The sequence below is a fragment of the Acidimicrobiia bacterium genome (genome assembly GCA_040878325.1).
In the GTDB taxonomy this organism is placed as follows: Bacteria; Actinomycetota; Acidimicrobiia; order Spongiisociales; family UBA11373; genus JAUYIV01.
In genome coordinates this window covers 140474-158175 of sequence record JBBDMM010000002.1, presented here as the reverse complement: position 1 = coordinate 158175, position 17702 = coordinate 140474, and the positions used below count along the sequence as shown (strand labels likewise).

Annotated in this window: 23 protein-coding genes; 15 read left to right on the top strand and 8 right to left on the bottom strand. The window is 67.8% G+C overall.

Annotation, left to right across the window (positions count from 1 at the left end; all coding sequences use genetic code 11):
* The first annotated feature begins 113 nt into the window (after nt 1–113).
* From WD184_01675 to WD184_01660, 4 genes are read left to right on the top strand one after another with little or no spacing between them, the layout of a single operon-like run.
* Nucleotides 114–572, top strand: a complete 459-nt coding sequence (locus tag WD184_01675) for a MerR family transcriptional regulator (GenBank protein ID MEX0825457.1) — start codon at nt 114–116, stop codon at nt 570–572.
* A gap of 29 nt (nt 573–601) precedes the next feature.
* Nucleotides 602–814, top strand: coding sequence for a hypothetical protein (locus WD184_01670; GenBank protein ID MEX0825456.1), 213 nt, complete (start codon nt 602–604; stop codon nt 812–814).
* A 4-nt stretch (nt 815–818) separates the two neighbouring features.
* Nucleotides 819–1631: a cytochrome c biogenesis protein CcdA gene (locus tag WD184_01665; protein MEX0825455.1), complete on the top strand. Its 813-nt coding sequence runs from the start codon at nt 819–821 to the stop codon at nt 1629–1631.
* 38 nt (nt 1632–1669) lie between these two features.
* The gene (locus tag WD184_01660) at nt 1670–2851 is read left to right on the top strand and encodes a DUF3179 domain-containing (seleno)protein (GenBank protein ID MEX0825454.1); all 1182 of its coding nucleotides are present in this window, start codon (nt 1670–1672) and stop codon (nt 2849–2851) included.
* Nucleotides 2852–2894: 43 nt separating this feature from the next.
* Here the strand turns inward: WD184_01660 and WD184_01655 are convergent, their stop codons facing one another.
* Nucleotides 2895–4082 carry a DUF3179 domain-containing protein gene (locus tag WD184_01655; GenBank protein ID MEX0825453.1) on the bottom strand — a complete coding sequence of 396 codons (1188 nt, stop codon included), beginning with the start codon at nt 4080–4082 and terminating at the stop codon, nt 2895–2897.
* A 169-nt stretch (nt 4083–4251) separates the two neighbouring features.
* Here WD184_01655 and WD184_01650 point away from each other — a divergent pair, with 169 nt between their 5' ends.
* Together WD184_01650 and WD184_01645 are read left to right on the top strand one after the other, a co-directional pair.
* On the top strand, nt 4252–4773 hold the full coding sequence (locus tag WD184_01650) for a TlpA disulfide reductase family protein (protein ID MEX0825452.1): 522 nt from the start codon (nt 4252–4254) through the stop codon (nt 4771–4773).
* A gap of 16 nt (nt 4774–4789) precedes the next feature.
* Nucleotides 4790–5617: a cytochrome c biogenesis CcdA family protein gene (locus tag WD184_01645; protein ID MEX0825451.1), complete on the top strand. Its 828-nt coding sequence runs from the start codon at nt 4790–4792 to the stop codon at nt 5615–5617.
* A gap of 49 nt (nt 5618–5666) precedes the next feature.
* On the opposite strand, the gene WD184_01640 is transcribed toward WD184_01645, so the two are convergent.
* The 3 genes from WD184_01640 to WD184_01630 form a co-directional block, all read right to left on the bottom strand.
* Nucleotides 5667–6350 carry a hypothetical protein gene (locus tag WD184_01640; protein ID MEX0825450.1) on the bottom strand — a complete coding sequence of 228 codons (684 nt, stop codon included), beginning with the start codon at nt 6348–6350 and terminating at the stop codon, nt 5667–5669.
* A 104-nt stretch (nt 6351–6454) separates the two neighbouring features.
* Nucleotides 6455–7084 carry a peptide-methionine (S)-S-oxide reductase MsrA gene (gene msrA, locus WD184_01635; GenBank protein ID MEX0825449.1) on the bottom strand — a complete coding sequence of 210 codons (630 nt, stop codon included), beginning with the start codon at nt 7082–7084 and terminating at the stop codon, nt 6455–6457.
* A 152-nt stretch (nt 7085–7236) separates the two neighbouring features.
* A complete protein-coding gene (locus WD184_01630) occupies nt 7237–8013 on the bottom strand; it encodes an HAD-IB family hydrolase (protein MEX0825448.1) in 777 nt (258 codons plus the stop codon).
* Nucleotides 8014–8186: 173 nt separating this feature from the next.
* On the opposite strand from WD184_01630, the gene WD184_01625 reads away from it, so the two are divergent.
* The 9 genes from WD184_01625 to WD184_01585 all read left to right on the top strand — a co-directional run bounded on the left by WD184_01625 (nt 8187) and on the right by WD184_01585 (nt 14251).
* The gene (locus WD184_01625) at nt 8187–8744 is read left to right on the top strand and encodes a hypothetical protein (protein MEX0825447.1); all 558 of its coding nucleotides are present in this window, start codon (nt 8187–8189) and stop codon (nt 8742–8744) included.
* On the top strand, nt 8732–9787 hold the full coding sequence (locus WD184_01620; GenBank protein ID MEX0825446.1) for a CpaF family protein: 1056 nt from the start codon (nt 8732–8734) through the stop codon (nt 9785–9787). The genes WD184_01625 and WD184_01620 overlap by 13 nt, the downstream gene beginning before the upstream one ends.
* A complete protein-coding gene (locus tag WD184_01615) occupies nt 9778–10446 on the top strand; it encodes a hypothetical protein (protein MEX0825445.1) in 669 nt (222 codons plus the stop codon). Before WD184_01620 ends, WD184_01615 begins: the two co-directional genes overlap by 10 nt.
* Complete coding sequence (locus tag WD184_01610; GenBank protein MEX0825444.1) at nt 10443–11066, top strand: type II secretion system F family protein; 624 nt, start codon at nt 10443–10445, stop codon at nt 11064–11066. Before WD184_01615 ends, WD184_01610 begins: the two co-directional genes overlap by 4 nt.
* Nucleotides 11067–11082: 16 nt before the next feature.
* Nucleotides 11083–11250: a DUF4244 domain-containing protein gene (locus WD184_01605; GenBank protein MEX0825443.1), complete on the top strand. Its 168-nt coding sequence runs from the start codon at nt 11083–11085 to the stop codon at nt 11248–11250.
* Nucleotides 11247–11612 (top strand): TadE/TadG family type IV pilus assembly protein, encoded by a 366-nt coding sequence (locus tag WD184_01600; protein ID MEX0825442.1) that lies wholly within the window; start codon nt 11247–11249, stop codon nt 11610–11612. Before WD184_01605 ends, WD184_01600 begins: the two co-directional genes overlap by 4 nt.
* Nucleotides 11609–11998 (top strand): Rv3654c family TadE-like protein, encoded by a 390-nt coding sequence (locus WD184_01595; protein MEX0825441.1) that lies wholly within the window; start codon nt 11609–11611, stop codon nt 11996–11998. The genes WD184_01600 and WD184_01595 overlap by 4 nt, the downstream gene beginning before the upstream one ends.
* Before the next feature lie 145 nt (nt 11999–12143).
* Nucleotides 12144–12659: a sigma-70 family RNA polymerase sigma factor gene (locus WD184_01590; GenBank protein MEX0825440.1), complete on the top strand. Its 516-nt coding sequence runs from the start codon at nt 12144–12146 to the stop codon at nt 12657–12659.
* A complete protein-coding gene (locus tag WD184_01585) occupies nt 12656–14251 on the top strand; it encodes a Gmad2 immunoglobulin-like domain-containing protein (protein MEX0825439.1) in 1596 nt (531 codons plus the stop codon). Before WD184_01590 ends, WD184_01585 begins: the two co-directional genes overlap by 4 nt.
* A gap of 63 nt (nt 14252–14314) precedes the next feature.
* On the opposite strand, the gene WD184_01580 is transcribed toward WD184_01585, so the two are convergent.
* From WD184_01580 to WD184_01565, 4 genes are all read right to left on the bottom strand, one after another.
* The gene (locus tag WD184_01580; protein MEX0825438.1) at nt 14315–14635 is read right to left on the bottom strand and encodes a type II toxin-antitoxin system PemK/MazF family toxin; all 321 of its coding nucleotides are present in this window, start codon (nt 14633–14635) and stop codon (nt 14315–14317) included.
* Nucleotides 14632–14877: a ribbon-helix-helix protein, CopG family gene (locus WD184_01575; GenBank protein MEX0825437.1), complete on the bottom strand. Its 246-nt coding sequence runs from the start codon at nt 14875–14877 to the stop codon at nt 14632–14634. Before WD184_01575 ends, WD184_01580 begins: the two co-directional genes overlap by 4 nt.
* Before the next feature lie 162 nt (nt 14878–15039).
* Complete coding sequence (locus WD184_01570; GenBank protein ID MEX0825436.1) at nt 15040–15342, bottom strand: YciI family protein; 303 nt, start codon at nt 15340–15342, stop codon at nt 15040–15042.
* Between the two features lie 9 nt (nt 15343–15351).
* A complete protein-coding gene (locus WD184_01565; GenBank protein ID MEX0825435.1) occupies nt 15352–17601 on the bottom strand; it encodes a DEAD/DEAH box helicase in 2250 nt (749 codons plus the stop codon).
* Nucleotides 17602–17702: the final 101 nt, after the last annotated feature.

Genomic DNA, 17702 nt, shown 5'->3' with positions numbered 1-17702 from the left:
GGGGGGGGGGGGGGCCGGCCACCCCCCCCCCCCCCCGCCCCAAGAAAGGGCCCTTGACCTTGGAGTGACTCCAAGGTCTACGCTGCACAAGGAGACCACCCAAGGAGTCTTCGATGCGTATCGGTGAAGCTGCCGGAGCAGCCGGACTGGAAGCCAGCGCCATCCGCTTCTACGAGAAGCAGGGCGTGCTGCCGGGTCCCGAGCGTACCGAATCCGGCTACCGGGACTACTCGGACCAAGACGTCGAGCTGCTGCGCTTCGTCAGGCGCGCCCGACGCCTCGAGATCCCCCTGGACGACATCCGCGAGATCGTGGAGCTGAGACACGCCGGCCAGGCCCCGTGTGAGGTCGTGTGGGCCGCGATGGCACGCGAGGCATCGCTGATCGGCGAGCGAATTCGGGAGCTGCAGGCGCTGCAGCGCGAGCTGAAGCGGCTCCTGAAGCTCGCGGACGAGGCGGCCGACAACCGGCCGCGGGGTGATTACGTCTGCCACATCGTCGAGGCCGGGAACCTGCCCGCGCAGCTCGGTGCTGCCTCTCGAGGTAGTCCCCGGGGCGACCGTCGATCATGAGACCCATGGCGTGCCCGAGCTGGTAGCCGATGAAGCCAGCGGGCGCCTCCATCCGCGCTCACATGATCTCCGACGGCGCCGGCGATGTGATCCAGGCCTCCGTCATGGCGCTCAAGTACCGGGCCACCATCGACGAGATCGCCGGCACCCATCACCCCTGCCTCACGATGGCCGAAGCCTTGAAACTCCCCGCCCAAGGCTTCGGGACGGACGTCAAGACGCTGGGCTGCCGTGCAGCCTGAAACGATGGATCGCCGCCTCGCCCGCCGGGCACGAGCCCGGTTCGTGGTCGTCGCTCTCGGTCTTGTGACCGTCGGCGTCTTCGGGTATCTCGGGTTCCGCGTCGTCGCCTCCGGCGGGGTGGCAGCCGGGTCCGTCGGCCTCGGAGCGGCCACCGGCTTCGCCGCCTTCTTCTCGCCCTGCTCGTTCCCCCTCCTGCTCACCTTTCTGACCAGGCGATCGGCCGAGACGCCTCGTCAGGGGCTCCTCGGCGCCTTCCGGGTGGCCCTTGGCGTTGCCGTCCTACTGTCTCTCGTCGCGGTGGTGGTCGTGGCCGCGGGCGATGCCGTCGGCAAGGCCGTCGCCTTCGACAGACCCGTCGGCCGGACCCTGAGGGCCCTCGTCGGTGCCTTCCTGATCGTTCTCGGTGCCCATCAGGCTCACCTGCTCCGGCTGCGCCTCAGGATCTTCGATCGCGTCGCAACCACGGCTGCCAGGGCCCTGGAACCGACGTCCGAGCGGCGCTGGGCAAGGGACATCGGGTATGGGCTCGGTTACCTGCTCGCCGGGTTCGGATGCACCGGAGCACTCCTCGCCGGTCTGGCCGCTCAGTCCCTCACCACCGACACGGCGACGACCCTGTGGTCGTTCGCCTCCGCGATCGGCGTGTTCACGGTGCTGATTGCCTCCGCTTCCGTGGCGGTGAGCCTGGCCACAGGAGAGTCCCTGCGGGCCTTCCGCATGGTCGGGTCCTCGGTGAGGAAGTGGAGCGGCTATGTGCTCATCGCTCTCGGCAGTTGGTTCGTCCTTCTCGTCGCGCTGCCGTCACCGCTGATCTGAGCAGGGAACAGGTCCCGAGGCCACACCGTTCCTACCCCATGCGCCCCACCGCCATCGCCCTTCCGATCGGATCGGTCATCCTCGTGGCCTCGCTGATCGTCACGGCCCGGTACGGGCCGGGTGGGGGCGACGAGACTCTGGCGCCATCGCCGACCACCGTCGAGAATCCGGCCGGAGTCCGGGTAGACACCGCGTCGCCGGCAGCCACCCCGGACCGCGCCTACGACCCCGCGCTCAGGGCGCTTCCCGGCCGGGTGTACGACCCGGTCTGGGCGGGCGAGCAGATTCCAGAGGGATTTCGTCACGCGCTCCCTCGAGACGAAATCCTGCCCATCTACGACCCTGTCTTCCTTCCGGCTGAAGAGGTCTCATGGAGCGATGACATGCTGGTCATCGGCCTGGAAATCGATGGGGACGCCCGGGCGTATCCGGTGATCTTCCTCGACATCCGCGAGATGGTTATCGACCGCGTAGCTGGAATTCCCGTCGTGGTCACCTGGTGCCCGCTCTGTGGGACCGCAATGGTCCACCGCCGCGAACTGGATGGGCAGGAGATCCTGTTCGGCATCCAGGGTGCCCTCTACCGCAACGCCATGACCTGGTGGGACCACGACACCGGAAGCGTGTGGAGCCAGCCCCTCGGTGAGGCGATCCTCGGTCCCCGAACCGGGGCAACGGTCGAGCGGCTTGCATCAGAGCTGACGACTTGGGGGGCCTGGCGTGAGGCGTATCCCGACACCTGGGCACTTGAGACCCCGGAGTGGGTACTCGAGACTCCCGGCCCGTACGCACGGATCGGCCTCGACGACATCGTCGTGGTCGTCGAGTTCGCCGGCGAGGCGGTCACGTTCGCGATCGAGGACCTTCGCGAGGTAGGAGTCGCCAACGAGGTGGTGGCTGGAACCCCGATCGCCGTCGTGAGCGACCCTCGCGACGAGCGCCGGTGGTCGGTGCTCCTTCGGACCCTCGACGATCAGACGGTCACGTTGGCGGTGGTGGGAGACTCGCTCATCGACCTGGAGACGGCATCGGTTTGGGATCCGGCGCGCGGCATCGCTCTAAAGGGAGCGCTCCGAGGGAGCATCCTTCACCGGCTGCCGGGATTCACGGCATTCGCCAAGGACGTGCCCCGCTTCTGGCCGAACGCCCGGGTTTGGGAACCGGTCCCGGTGCCCCCGAACCCCGACTGGGACCGGGGACTCGTACCCGTCCAAGTCTGACCCGACAGCGGTGATCCGGTTCCCGGGCTGGTCGCAGTCAGACTCACGGCTCGATGAGTACGCCGTCCGGCTGGTAGGTCGACCAGGCGAACCAGAACGTGTCGAGGTGGTGAAGCCTCTCGAGGGTCGTAGAAGTCAACGGCCCGGCAATGGCGCGCCCCGTGATGTCCCAGCGCGATCCCGTCTCGCCGTCGATAAAGCCGTCGCCATCGGCGCGGAAGGTGAGGACCCGGCCGTCGACAACCGGTGAGAACACGCCGACAGTGCCGACCATCCGTCCGATGTCGGTCTGAAATTGATGGGTGGCGCTGGCCTGGCCGGCCCGCCAGAATACGACGATCGGGGTCCCTCCGATCGTGTCATTGGTCGCCCGTGCCTCGCCACCCGATACGGCGTCGAGAGACCACGCCTTGGCGGCGCCACCCAACTCCACACCCACGACGCGCTGCATCGCCCGCAGCCGCCCATCCGCGTCACCGCGGAACAGGAAGGGGAAGCCGTCCGGATCGTCGTAACCGACGTAGGGGTTGTCGCCGTATCGGCGCGAGTGCCCGGTACGGAACTTGTCGAGGACGAGGCCGTCGGGGTATGCAGTGCGGAACTCTTCCCATGACATGAGCGGGGCAGGAATCGGATCGAGGCGGCGACCGGCCAGCACCCCGACGACGGCGCGACCGTCGAAATGGGTCCAGAGTGACTCGGTGGCCCGGTCGTACATGACCAGGGCAGAAGCGAACAGCCGGCCCGATGTGCCGAACGTGGTCTCGACGCCGTCGATGACTCGACGGAACGTCACCGCGCTGTTGCAGAGGGGGCAGAAGGTGACGGCGACCGGGACGCCCCCAACCGTGTCATTGACGATCTCATGCCAGATGAGTATCTGGGCCGGATAGGCCCGAGCGTCGCCGTCGATCACAACCGCCACCACCGCTTCCTGGTCACGAATCCAGTCGACCTCGTCCACGGTGAGAAAGCGCGGATCGTCGATGGACGGAATGCCGTCCGGGGTTGGCCCGCCCGAGATGATCTCCTCCGGGTCGATCAGGGGCTCGGGGAAGGCCGGGTCGTCAAGCGTGTCGAGGGCAGAGGGGCCCTGGGGAAGGGCTCCGCGGTCGGTGAGGGGCGCCTCGGCCGGGTGATTCAGGCCCGTTCCTGTGGTGTCGGTGGGCGTAGCGCAGCCGGCGAGCACCATCGAGAGCGCAGAGGCGAGTCCGACCAAAGTCGAGGGCACCGGCATGCTCAGCACAACTCTGGTCGGACGCCGCAGGTTCCGAGGACTGTAAGAAGGCCGACATTCGTGCGACGACGGGTGAATGCGCCAACGTTCCTCTCGATACGACCCGGGGGTTTGGGACGTCCCGCCACTCGGGACACCCCAAACCACCGGAAGGGAGGGGTCGATGGCACCACAGCGCACACGCACCTACGCACTCGCCTCGGCGGCCGCGGCCGCGATCGCGGCCGTCCTCGTGATCGCGCTTGGAGCAGGTGATCAGCCCGGGGCGGAGCCGGGTCAGCCTGTGAGCGCCCGCCTTGAATTCTTCGACGGCAGCACCGGAGACCTGGCCGACCTGGCGGGAACGCCGGTCGTCCTCAACTTCTGGGCGTCATGGTGCCCTGCTTGTGTCGCCGAGATGGCCGACTTCGGGGATGTCCACCGCGAATTCGGCGATCGCGTCGTCTTCCTCGGCCTCAACATGCAGGAGATCAGTGTCGACGCAGCGCTGAGGCTCATCGACGAGACCGGCGTCGAGTATCGAATGGTCCACGACCGCGACGGGGCCCTGTACCGGATGTTCGGCGGGATCGCCATGCCGACGACGGTCTTCATCGATGCGCACGGCTCGGTCGTCCGAGTGCACGGAGGCGTGCTGTTCGAGGACGATCTGCGACGCATCATCGAGTCCGAGCTACTCGGGTGACAAGTCGAGGACGAGCATGGACACAGTGATCGCGACGGCCTTCGCCGCGGGGGTCATCTCGACGGTGAACCCCTGCGGCTTCGCGATGCTCCCCGCCTACGTGGGCCTCTTCCTGGGACGAGATTCGGAGCATCCCGGGCGGATCTTCACCGTCGCCGCCTCGGTATCTGCAGGCTTCGTCGCAGTCTTCCTCCTGGTGGGCACGCTCGTGACCCTCGGGGTCAGGGCCGTGGTCGCCTGGATCCCATGGGTGACCCTGCTCATCGGGGGCGGGTTGATCGTTGTCGGCGTCGCACTGCTCGCCGGTCGCAATGTCCTCGCGGCCCTCGTGCCGGGAGTTCGCGGAACGAGGGACCGCACACCCGCAGGCATGTTCGGCTTCGGCGCATCCTATGGCGTCGCTTCCCTGTCCTGCACGCTTCCGATCTTCCTCAGCCTCATCGCCGGCGCCCTGACCGGAGACGGCCTCGGCGGCGGACTACTGACATTCGGGGCCTACGCGCTCGGCATGACCCTGTCGGTGACGACGATCACGGTGGCCATCGGTCTCGGACAAGACCGCGTAGTGGCCGGGATGCGACGCCTCAGCCCGCACATCCACACGATCGCCGGTTGGCTGGTGCTCTCGGCCGGAGCATTCATGGTCTGGTATTGGGCGACCGTGCTGTCGTCGGGCGCCGGGAGTCTTGCTGGCAACCCGATCGTCGACTGGATCGAGGCCACCGCGGCTCGGATCGCCGGTGTCGTCGCCGCGCACCCTCTCGGGGCGACGCTCGTCGCGGTCACACTCGTCCTGCTGGGGGTTGCCGCCGCCGCGGCCGGGACCAAAGACGAGCCTCAGTGAGATCCGCGGCGCTTGGTCACGACCGCCTGGGTCCGGACACCCGAATCCTTCAAGGTGCGGAAGAGTGGTCACCCCACCCGCTCGGGAGCATTTCGCCGAAGCGCGCCAAGAGTTCGGCCGGCGACCCCACGATCATGTCGACCTCGACGCCGGACGTGTCGGAGGCGGCATGATGCCCGAACGCCACCAGCACCGTCGTCACCCGGTGCCGCCAGTGAGCCTGGGCCGCTGCCAACGCGTCCGCTTTGTCCTCGACGAGTACAAACCGCGAGTCCATCCCGAACCGTGAGTCGAGGTCCTCGAAGTGGTCCACCTTGTCGGGAAACACCCACACTCGGCCCCCCACCGCTTCGGCGAGGCCGGATTGCCAAATCTTCCAGCGTTGGAAGAACTGGTCGCCGTTGGAGAGGATCACGGTGGTCCCGAACTCGCTCGCCTTCCTGAGGAGTTCGACCGCCCCGGGACGAAGGCACGATCCGAGGTCGAGATGAAACAGCACCTCGGCCAGCTTCTGAGGGGCGAGGGGATCCTCACAATGGGTTGGCAGGAACCGTTCCACCGTCTCGGGAAGGCTGACCAGCCCCAGATCGCGCCGGACCTGCTCGTACAGCTCCCAGAAGAGGGCGACATCGGTCCCGTCCAGCGAGGCCAACAGAGCGTCTCCGAGGGTCACCTTGAGGGCGTCGTGGTCGAGCAGCGTGTTGTCGACGTCGAACAGGAAGATGAGGCCCATTGAAGTGATGATTCTGGACAGCGACCTCACTCAGTTCGAGGCAGGTGAGGACTCGCTCGTGGTTGTCGGGGACTGACCGCGCCATCGGGACAAGGTAAGCTCAGTCACCCCGGAAACCCCACTCCGCACGAGTGATCCGGGCAGTAGCCGTTGGGGTTCTTCTCTAGATATTGCTGGTGGTAGCCCTCGGCGTAGTAGAAGTCGCCCAGCGGCTGGATCTCGGTGGTGATCTCGCCGAAGCCTGACTTCTTCAACTCGGCCTGGAACATGTCGCGGCTGCGCTTGGCGGCGTCGGCCTGATCGTCCGACTGGGTATAGATCGCCGAGCGGTACTGGGTGCCGCGGTCGGCGCCCTGGCGCATGCCCTGAGTGGGGTCGTGGTTCTCCCAGAACAGCCGGAGCACCGCGTCAAACGAGATCTGTTTCGGATCGAAGGCGACCAGCACCACTTCGGTGTGGCCCGTTAGCGCTGAGCACACCTCTTCATAGGTGGGGTTGGGGGTGAACCCACCGGCGTAGCCCACCGCGGTGCTGAAGACTCCCGGCGTCTCCCAGAACAGCTTCTCGGCCCCCCAGAAGCACCCCATCCCGAACACCGCCGTCTCGATCCCATCTGGGAAGGGCGGGTGGATCGGGTTGCCGTTGACGAAATGGGTGTCGGTGGTGGGGATCGCCGCCGGGCGACCATCGAGAGCGTCGGACGGAGAGATCATCTGGGATTTGTGACCGAACATGATGATCAGAACGGTAGAGCAGTGAGGAGTGTTCCCGTCGTGGGAGAGGCCGACGGCCTACGGCCAGACACGCCGTTGGCTTCAGTGGGTCTGAATGTTGGCCGTAGGCCGTCGGCCATGGGCACTGCTGGCGCGAGAGGACCGCTACGACTCTACGAACGGCGTTTTCGCATCAGTCCCCAGGCGATGGCGGCTCCGATCACGGCGGCGACGGTGGCGCCGGAGATGAGCGGTACCGGGCGGGTGAGGCGCTTGGTGAGGCTCACCTGGCGCTGGAACTGGAGGATCGGCCAGCCGCGCTGCTCGGCGATGGCCCGCAGTTCCTTCTCGGGGTTGACCGCATGGGGATTGCCGACGAGTTCGAGCAGGGGCAGGTCGGTCATGCTGTCCGAGTAGGCGAACGAATCGGCCAGGTCGATGCCCTGCTCCACGGCCACCGCCTGTACCGCGTTGGCCTTCTCGGCGCCGTAGGCATGCAACTCGACCTCACCGGTATAGAGGCCGTTCTCGTCGACCCGTGCCTGGGTGGCGATCACGTCTTCCACCCCGATGTAGCGAGCCAGCGGGTGCACCACCTCGTACGGGCTGGCGGAGACGATGAACACCTTTCGTCCCTCCCGGGTGTGCTCGTCGATGAGGAAGAGTGCTTCGGCGTAGACGATCGGGGCGACGACCTCCTCGAGCGCCTCCTCGACGATGCGCTCGACCTCGGCCCGATCCCACCCCTTGATGAGGCGCAGCATGGCGTCACGGGCCCTTTCCAACTGGTCTTCGTCGGCCCCGAACAGCGTGAACATCAACTGGCCCATGGCCGCACGCGCCAACACCCGTCGCCCCAGCATGCCGGCCCGGTAGAGGTGCCCGGTGAAGGCGAGGGTCGAAGACCGGGCGATGACGGTCTTGTCGAGATCGAAAAAAGCGGCGCGCATCGAGAGGGATTGTACGGGGCGGGTGCCGTTGAGCTTCTGGTCGTGACTCCGCAATGCGCAATGAGCAACTGGCCCGGTCTGCCGCGGAGCGCATCGCGCATTGCGCCGACCGACCCCCTTGAGTCCGAGACGCTGGGCGCGTACGTTGCCGGCCCCACCAAGGAGCCAATCCTTTGTTTTCGGCGCTGGCTGTCTGGACGCCGGAGGACGGTCTCCTCGGCGCGCTCGCTCCGCTCGGTTTGGCGCTCGCCGCCGACGACGCGGTGGTGGTCGATCTCGATCCTCTCGGGCCGCAGTATCCGGGCGACCGATCTTTGGCCGACCTGGTGCGAGACGGGGTGCGTAAGGATGACCTGACGCCACGCCGGGGGATCGGAGTGCTGCGCAACGGCGGGGTGGCGCCACTCCAGGCGAGGCCCGTCGTCGAAGCCCTGCTCGCCCATCTTCCGCGACTGGTGCTTCGCCTGCCGCCCCGGCCCGTCCCCGCTGGGCTCCCCATGCCGGTGGTTCCTGTGAGGCTGCTTCTACCCGGGTCGCTGTTCGCTCCACAGGAGGGGCCAGCCGTGTTCCAGGCGACCCCGTCGTTCGCCAGATTGCCCGGAGTCGGGGTGCGCCTTCCGGTTCCCCAGCCGGCGACGGTGAGGCTTCTCCTCGAGGGCCGACGTCCTCCCGCGAAGGATCGCTGGGTCCGCGCGTGGCGCAGCGCCTGGAGTCTTCCGTGGCAGCAGTGAGCCGGATCGTCGATCGATTGCTGCGATCGGAGGTGCCATTGCGTCGGATCGATGTAGGGCGCGCGGCGCGGCGTATCGCCGCCGACGAAGCGCCTCTCGATCCGGGAGCCGCCGCGGCAGCTGCCGCCGAGCTGGTCGGACTGGGTGTGCTCGAACCGCTTCTGGCCGACGGATCGGTGAGCGACATCCTTGTCAACGGTCCCGACGAGGTCTGGCTGGAGCGCCACGGGGCGTTGGAGCGTGCCGGAGTCTCGTTCTCCGGCCCTGAAGCAATCGTCGCCGCAGTCGAGCGGGTGATCGCTCCGCTGGGACTCCGCCTCGACCGGGCTTCGCCCGCAGTCGACGCCCGGCTCCCGGACGGATCGAGGCTCCATGCGGTGATTCCGCCGGCGGCGGTCGATGGGCCGGTGGTGGCGATCCGTCGGTTCGTCTCGGTGGTGGCCACGCTGGACGACGCCGTTCGGGTCGGTGCCATCGACGAGGCAGGGGCTCAGGTTCTTCGGGACGCGGTTACCGGCCGGAGGAACCTCCTGGTCTCAGGTGGTACCGGCTCCGGCAAGACCACCCTCTTGAACGTGCTGTCCGCGGTGATCCCCGCGAACGAACGAGTGGTGACAATCGAGGACGCCGCCGAGCTGCGCCTATCGGGTCACGTGGTCCGGCTCGAGGCGCGACCGCCCAACGCGGAGGGGGCGGGCGAGATCACCTTGCGCTCCCTGGTGCGGCAGGCACTGCGGATGCGTCCCGATCGGATCGTGGTGGGCGAGGTCCGGGGTCCCGAAGCCTTCGACCTGGTGCAGGCGATGAGCACCGGGCACGACGGGTCGATGGGCACCGTGCACGCCAACGGCCCGGAGGAGGCTCTGTGGCGGGTGGAGACTCTGGCCCTCACTGCGGATCGGAACCTGCCGGCAGACGCCGTGCGGCAAATGCTGCGATCGGCCATCGATCTGGTCATCCACCTCGAGCGTCGTGATGGAACGAGGCGGGTCGTCGAGATCGCGAGTGTCTCGAAGTCGGGTCTGGAGACGCAATGGCCGTGACGCTGGCGGTGCTGGGAGCGCTTGGCCTGGCGGGCGGGGTGCCACTCGCCGCCGTCGGCGCGGGAATGGTGATGGCCTGGCAGCCGGTGCTGGGGATCGTCGGCCTGGGGGTGTGGGCGGCCCGAAACCGCCAGGCGGGGCAGTTGCCAGGCCCTGACGACGAGGCTGCATTCTTTCAGGGTCTCGCCGCCGAGTTGGCGGCGGGGTCGCCGCCGCGGGCCGCGCTGGTGTCGGCAGCCTCGCGGGCTCCGATGCTCAATCTTCGGCATGCGGTGCGCTTCGCAGCGGCCGGTCTCGATTCCGTGCGCGTGGCCGGGGCCTTAAGGGAGGCGCTTCCGACCCATGGTCGGCTGGCGGCGGCTGCCTGGACACTCAATGCGACCGCGGGCGGTCCGGCCGCCGCTCTCTTCGAAGTGCTCGCGGTACGGGCCGCCGACGATGGAGCGCTGATCAGGGAACGGCGAGCGCTCACCGCACAGGCCCGCGCTTCTGCCTGGGTGGTGGCTGGCCTTCCGATCGCCCTGTTGGCCGGACTGTTCGGTACGGGTCGGTTGAGCATCGCTTCCGATCCGGCGCTGGGGCTGGTCGTCGCGGTGGGCATCGCCCTTCAGGCGGCGGGGGTGGCGGTGGTCTGGACGATGTTGCGGAGGGCGACGTGATCGCGGTGCCGGTGATCGGTGCCGCCTGGTGGGTGGCAACCCGGGTGGGTTGGCGCCGCCCCTGGCTTGTGGCTGCTGCCAGCGGACTCCTCGTGCTTTCGCCGATGGTGGGGATCGCGGTCATGGCGGTCGCCGTGGCCCGCTACCGCTGGCTGCGGGCGCGGCGGGATGCCGAGATCGAGAGAGAGGCCGAAGGCGATGTGGCGCTCCTCGCCGATCTCCTCGGCCTGGGGCTGACCGCCGGGCTGAGCCTGCGGGCCGCGATCGACATCGCGACTCCCCAGGTCGCTGCCCCCGTTCAGGCCGACCTCACCGCGATGTGCCGTCGGATCGATCGGGCGGGATTGGCGGCGGGCCTGGCCGGTACCAGCGGTCGCCTCGAGGGCCTTGCCCGGGTCGCGGCCGGTGCCGCCGTCAGCGGGGCGCCGCTCGCCCCCGCCGTCGCCGCGTTTTCCAAGGTACGCCGCCACGCCGATCATGCGACCCGGATGGAGCGCGCCCGGAGGCTGCCGGTTCGGCTGCTGCTTCCGCTCGCACTGCTGATCCTGCCGGGTTTCGTCCTCCTCGCGGTGGGGCCGGCGGTTCTTCAGGGTCTGGCGCGTCTCGGTTCAACCCCTTGAGAGAAAGGTCAATCGAATGAGAGATGAGTCTGGCCAGGCCACTGCGGAGTACGCCCTGGTCATCGTTGCCGCCGCGATCGTCGCCGTCGCGTTGATCTCGTGGGCGGCGGGATCCAACGCGTTGCCCTCCTTCTTCGATGCCGTGATCGATCGGGTGCGCGGCTTCGCCGGTGCCGGCGGATGACGACCGAGCGCGGCAGTGCCGCCGTGGAGTTCGCCCTCGTCCTGCCCCTCGTACTTCTGGTGCTCCTTGCTGCGGTCGAAGTGGCGGTGGCGGCAAGGGTGCAGCTCGAGGTTTCCGGGGCGGCGCGTGAGGGTGCTCGCGAGGCGGCCACCACCCCCGAGCCCGGGAGGGCAGTGGCTGCCGTTCGGCGAGCGCTCGGCGGGGACGCCGGGGGCAGGGCGAGGGTGTCGGTCGTGCGGGAGCACGTAGTCGGAGGAACCGCCGAGGTGGTGGTGCGACTGCGCCACCGCGTCGCCGGGCCATTGTTCGGGGGCTTCGATGTCACCCTCGTCGGACGGGCGGTGATGCGGGTGGAACGTTGAGCGAGAAGGGCAGCGCTTCGCTGGCGCTTCTCGGGGTCACCGGGGTGGTGATGGTGCTGGCGGTCGGCCTGGGGGCCGTCGGGTCGGTGATGCGAGCCCGGGTGGAGGTGAGTACCGCCGCCGACGCTGCCGCGTTGGCCGCCGCCCCGGTCACTTTCCTGCCATTCGGCGCGCAAGGAACCCCCACCGAGGAGGCAGCGCGGTTCGCCGCCCTCAACGGATCCCGCCTGCTCTCCTGCGTGTGCCCGCTCGACCCGTCGTGGGAGCCGCGCACCGTCGAGGTCCGCACCGAACGGTCGCTCGAGATCTGGCCCCTCGGGGAGTTCGCCGTCGAGGCGGTAGGGCGAGCGGAGTTTGTGCCGTCTTTGCTGTTGTTGGGTGAGTGAACAGATGAGCAATGCGCAATGCGCAATGAGCGACCAGGGGATTGACTCTTGGTCTCGTTTTGCGCGTCGCGCATTGCGCATCGCGTCCGCCACGAAGCAGGTAATCGCCACCCACTGCCGGACATACACGAATATGGAGACAGCAATGACCGCCTCACGCATCGGCACGCGCGGGCTGCCTTCCGAGGAGGAGTTCCGGAATCTGTTCTCCCGGCATTACGGAGCGGTGTTCGCATACGCCGCCCGTCGGGTCGGGTGGGACGAGGCCGGTGACGCCGCCGCGGAGGTGTTCACGATTGCCTGGAAGAAGATTCGATCGGTACCCGATGGGTCCGAAGCGTTGCCCTGGCTCTACGGGGTGGCGCGGCGGGTCGTCTCCAACCAACGCCGCTCGCTGCAACGCCGCGAGCGGCTCGACGCCAAGGTGGCGAGATTGCCGGAGCGTCGGGTCGAGCACGACCCGGTCGACTTCGACTCCGCTTTGGCGTCGCTCGATGACGACGACCGAGAAGTGCTGATGCTCGCCGCCTGGGAGGGCCTGAATCCGGAGGAGATGGGAAGGGTGTTCGGATGTTCCGCCAACGCCGCCTCTGTGCGCCTCCATCGCGCCCGGGGCCGCCTCGCAGAGGCATGGGGTCATGAAAGTGGAGGTGGCCGATGAGCCGCGATCCGTTCGATGAGATGCAGAAGAGAAATCCGGTGAGCCGGGACGAGATGCCGATGGCGCCGATGTCGGTCGCCGAGCGCATTCTCGGGCACCGGTCCCAGGGAGCGATGCCGGGTTGGGCGATGGCGGCCGCCGCCGCATTCGTGGTCGCCGCGGTCGGGGGCGGGCTGCTGCTGTTCCTGACTGGCGGTGAGGCCAACCTCCCGGTGGGCAGCGGGGGGACGACGACGACGACCGAGGAATTGGCGTCGACCACGGTGGTCACACCCGTGGCGGTCGACGGAGCCGTTTACTTCTTTGTCGACCAGGTTGGCGACGGTTGGGAGGGTGGTCCGTTCCTCGTTCCCGTGCAAGCGACGCTGGCTGTGGGGGAGTTCGCCACCTCGAGTGAGACCACCCTCGACCACGCCGCCGCGGCGATGACTCGACTCCTCGAAGGAGTCGGCGACGAGGCGATCTCAGCGTCGGCACTCTCGTCGGCGATTCCGGCGGGCACCCGGCTGCTGGGAGTCGCCATCGAGGAGGCGACCGGCATCGTTATCGTCGACCTCTCGTCGGAGTTCGTCTCGGGCGGCGGATCGGCGTCGATGATCGGCCGGGTGGGGCAGGTGGTGTACACATTGACCCGGATCGATGACGTCTTCGGCGTCCGGTTCCAGATCGATGGTGTGTCGACGACGGTGTTCGGCGGCGAGGGTTTGATCATCGATGATCCTGCGACACGGGCAGGTTTCGACGGCCTGCTCCCCGCAGTGATGATCGAGTCGCCGGCGTATGGCGGCGAGCCAACGAGTCGCGGTCCGCTGGTGGTCTCGGGAACCGCCAACGTGTTCGAGGCGACGGTGACCATCGAGTTGCTCGATGGCTCGGGTGCAGTCCTGTTCGAAGGCTTCGCCACCGCCACTTGTGGCACCGGCTGTCGCGGTGAGTGGGAGGCCGCCGTTGCCTACGACACCAGCGGCATCTCGCAGGCCGGTGAGTGGGGCACGTTGCGGGCATTCGAGTCGTCCGCCGAGGACGGCCGGCCGACCAACGTCCGGGAGCATCCGCTATGGCTGCACGGCGACGCCGAAGCGCCCGGCTCGACGACAATTCCGACCGACGAGGCCGAGTGCTCGGGATCGCTCGCCGGCGCCGTGTTGGCCCAACAGGATGGGCTGCCGGATGCGGTCGCCGCGAAGCGGGCTGCGATCTGGAACGCCGCGGTCGAGTGCGACTGGGACCAACTCCAGAGCCTGCTCGGCCCGTCCTTCGCCTACTCCTACGGCGGGCAGGACGACTCGGTCGACGCCCCGATCAACTTCTGGCAGGGCCTCGAGGAGGATGGGGAGGACCCGATCCGCTTCCTGGCGGAGTTGCTCAGCCAGCCGTTCGGCATTCTCGAGAACCAGGACATCACCTACTACGTGTGGCCGTCGGTGCACACGAAGCCGTGGGAGGACGTGACCGACGCCGAGCGGGAGTCGCTGCGACCCCTCTTCGACGAGGCGGACTTTGCCGACTTCGAAGCCTTCGGTGCCTACTACCACTATCGGATCGGGATCCTGGCGAACGGCGACTGGGTCTACTTCATCGCCGGCGATTGACGAGAGAGTCAAGAGTCAAGACAAGACTCAAGAGGGGCGGGCCTGCGGGTCCGCCCCTCTTGCTCAGTTGGTGATCCCTAGGGCATAGGTCAACGCGCGGTCGAGTTCGATCCTCTTCTCGGGCCCGAGTACGCCGATCGGTATCTGGTCGATCTGAGAGCGGTGGACGGTCAAGAGGTTGTCGCACGTGATCACCGATGCCTCCGGCAAGCCCTCGCCGCGGCCCACTTCCACCTCTGATCTGATCCGGCGGACGGTTGTGGTCACCGGGGCGACGGTCACGCCTATGACCACCGTGAGGGCGGCATCGCGGGTGAGGATGCACACGGGTCTACGGCCATAGGGGGCCGGAAGGTCGGCCCACCTCAACTCTCGGCTTCTCACCACGCTGGCCAGTTCTCGAGGCTCGTCCGCATGAGAGTGTCGATCCACGCTGGATCCTGGGGTTGCTTGCGGTAGGCCTCGATCAGTTCGGCGTCGGCCTTCTGTTCATCGACTGCATCGACGAGCAGCCGTGCCGCGCGCCTGAGGAGCTCAGACCGGTTCGTGTCGCGCTCCTTTGCGATCTGGTCGAGCGCTTCGACCAGATCGTCTTCCAGTTGTACCAACACTTCTCGTCGAGCCATCACCATATGCTAAAGCATATGGTCCGGCAGGTTCGAATGGAACCCAGCCTCCGGCTAATCGCCAATCGTCATTCGCCATCAGATCCCCTGATCCGAGGGTGGATTTCAACGGCACTGCGGTCCTCGAGCCCCGGAATCGGCTCGCTTGCACATCACTCGACATCAGTCGACCGACCGCTTCACCCTTCCGCCGACGGTGATCAGCAGGGGATGCACCTCGGTTACGACTACTCCGTCCTCGACCGCCGGATCCCTCAAGACCACGGCGATAGCCTCGTCGATAGATGCGGCCTGGATGATCCCGAGGGCACCGGTGTCGTCGCCGAAACCCCCACCCACCACAAGCACTCCGGAGGTCTCGAGTTCGGCCATGTAGGCGAAGTGGCCCTCCAACCGCTGTTCGAGAACCGGGGCGCCAGGGCGCCATGCCGGCCCGGGACGGTGGATGAAGGCAAAGTAGCCCATGTGACGAGCCTATCGACCCAGCCCCACCTCTAGCAGACGCACCGCCCCCGCCTTGTCGAGCGGCTCATTGAAGTTGCCGCACTTCGGCGACTGGACGCATGAGGGGCAGCCGGTGTCGCAGGGGCAGGTGCGCAGCGCCTCCAGGGTGGCGCGCAGGTGGCGGGCACCGGCGTCGTAGGCGATGGGGGCGATCCCCGCTCCGCCGGGGTAGCCGTCGTAGATGAACCAGACCGGCATACCCGCCGCCGGGTGGAACGGGGTCGACAACCCCCCGATGTCCCAGCGGTCGCAGATGGCGAAGAGGGGCAGCATGGCGATTCCGGTGTGCTCGGCGGCGTGGAGTGTCCCGGGGAGGTCGGCCTCCATGACGCCGGAGTCACGCAATAGGCCCTCGTCGACGGTGAACCAGATCGCCTGGGTGGCGTATCGACGGGGTGGCAGATCGAGCGGTTCATAGGAAACGACGCTGCGGTCGCCGATCTTCTTGCGTTTGAACCCGGTGACATGCGACTCGACCTCTACCTCGCCCAGCCGATGCCCGAATCGCCCGACGGTGTCAGTTCGCAGCACCTCGAGCACGTCGATGTTGGTGTCTTCCTCGGGCTGGGTGTAGTAGCCCACCTCGTCGGCTCGGGCGCGGACCAGGCGGTCGGCGATGTCGAGATACTCGATCACATACGAGTCGCCCTGGTGCAGGTACACCGCCCCGGGATGGGCCTGGGAGAACACCCGGTTCTCGTCCATCGTTCCGATCACCTCGCCGGTGTCGTCGACGATCGTGAAGGGCGGTCCACCGGCAGTGCGGATGTCGATGGCGGGAGCCGGAGCACCGCGGCCGGCCCAGAGCAGCCGACCGTTGCGGACCCGTAACACTCCGTCGTTCACCAGGTCGGCGGCCAACGGCTCCACTTCCGGTCCGAACGTGGCGATCGCGTCGTTGGACAGCATCGGGATCTCGTAGGCGGCGCATCCCATGTGGCCGGCGAGCACATGCGGGTTCGACGGGTTGATCACCGCCGCCTCGGAAGCCCGTCCGAACAGGTCCCGAGGGTGGTTCATGTACCACTGGTCGAGGGCATCCTGCCCCGCCACCAACACCGAAAGCGACTCGTCGGTGGATCGTCCCGCCCGCCCCGTCTGTTGCCGGAAGGAGGCAACCGTGCCGGGGAAGGTGGCGACGATGGCGGCGTCGAGACCACCGACGTCGATCCCCAGTTCGAGGGCGTTGGTAGCGGTGACCCCGAGCAACTCTCCTGAGAACAGACGGCGTTCGACCTCACGCCGCTGCTCAGGCAGGTACCCGGCGCGGTAAGGGGCAATGCGGTCCGCCAGGTCGGCATCGAGCCGTTCCCGCGCCCACCGATACACCAGCTCGACACCCTTGCGGCTCCGGGTGAATGCGATCGTGTGCTCCCCGCGCCGTACCAGGTCGACGAACAAGTCGGTGGTCTCGGCGAGAGCGCTCCGGCGGAGATCGTCCGCCTCCATCTCGGGGTTCCACAGCACGTAGTGGCGCACGCCGGCGGGGGAGGTGTCCTGTTCCACCACCTCCACCGGCAGGCCGGTCAGCCCCGACATCAATTCGCCGGGGTTGCCAATCGTCGCCGACGACCCGAGGAACGTGGGGTCGGCGCCGTAGTGACGGGCAACGCGACGTAGACGGCGCAGGACATTCCCGACATGGCTGCCGAAGATCCCCCGCAGGACGTGGACCTCGTCGACGACGACAAATTGCAGGTGACGGAAGAAGGTGGCCCATTTGCTGTGGGACGGCAGGATCCCGATGTGAAGCATGTCGGGGTTCGTCATCACCACATTGGCGTGGCGCCGGGCCCAGACGCGGGCGTCGGCGTCGGTGTCACCGTCGTACACCACCGGTGTCGCCTCGGCGATCCCGAAGGCGTCGAGGGCTCGCAACTGGTCGCGGGCCAGCGCCTTCGTGGGGAAGAGCATGAGCGCGGTGGCGTGCCCCTCGCCCAACGCCGCTTCGAGGATCGGCGCCTGGTACCCCAGCGACTTCCCCGAGGCGGTGCCGGCGACCACCACGGTGTGGATCCCCGAACGGGCCCGGCTGATCGCCTGGGCCTGATGGCGGTACAGCCGGTCGATGCCTCGCGCCCCCAGCGCCTCGGCAAGCCGGTCGGGCAACGGCGGATCGAGTGCTTCGAAGATGGCCCGCCGCTCGGGCACCGTCTCGACGTGGACGATGCGCCCGGCCCGCTCAGGATCGGCAAGCCAATCGGCAACGACGGGGTGCATGTTCGCGACGGTAGAGGGAGAGTCGGACGTCCACGCCCCGATCGCCGCTGCCCGCTGCCCGCTTCCGGCTGCCCGCTTCCGGCTGCCCGCTGGACATGCTC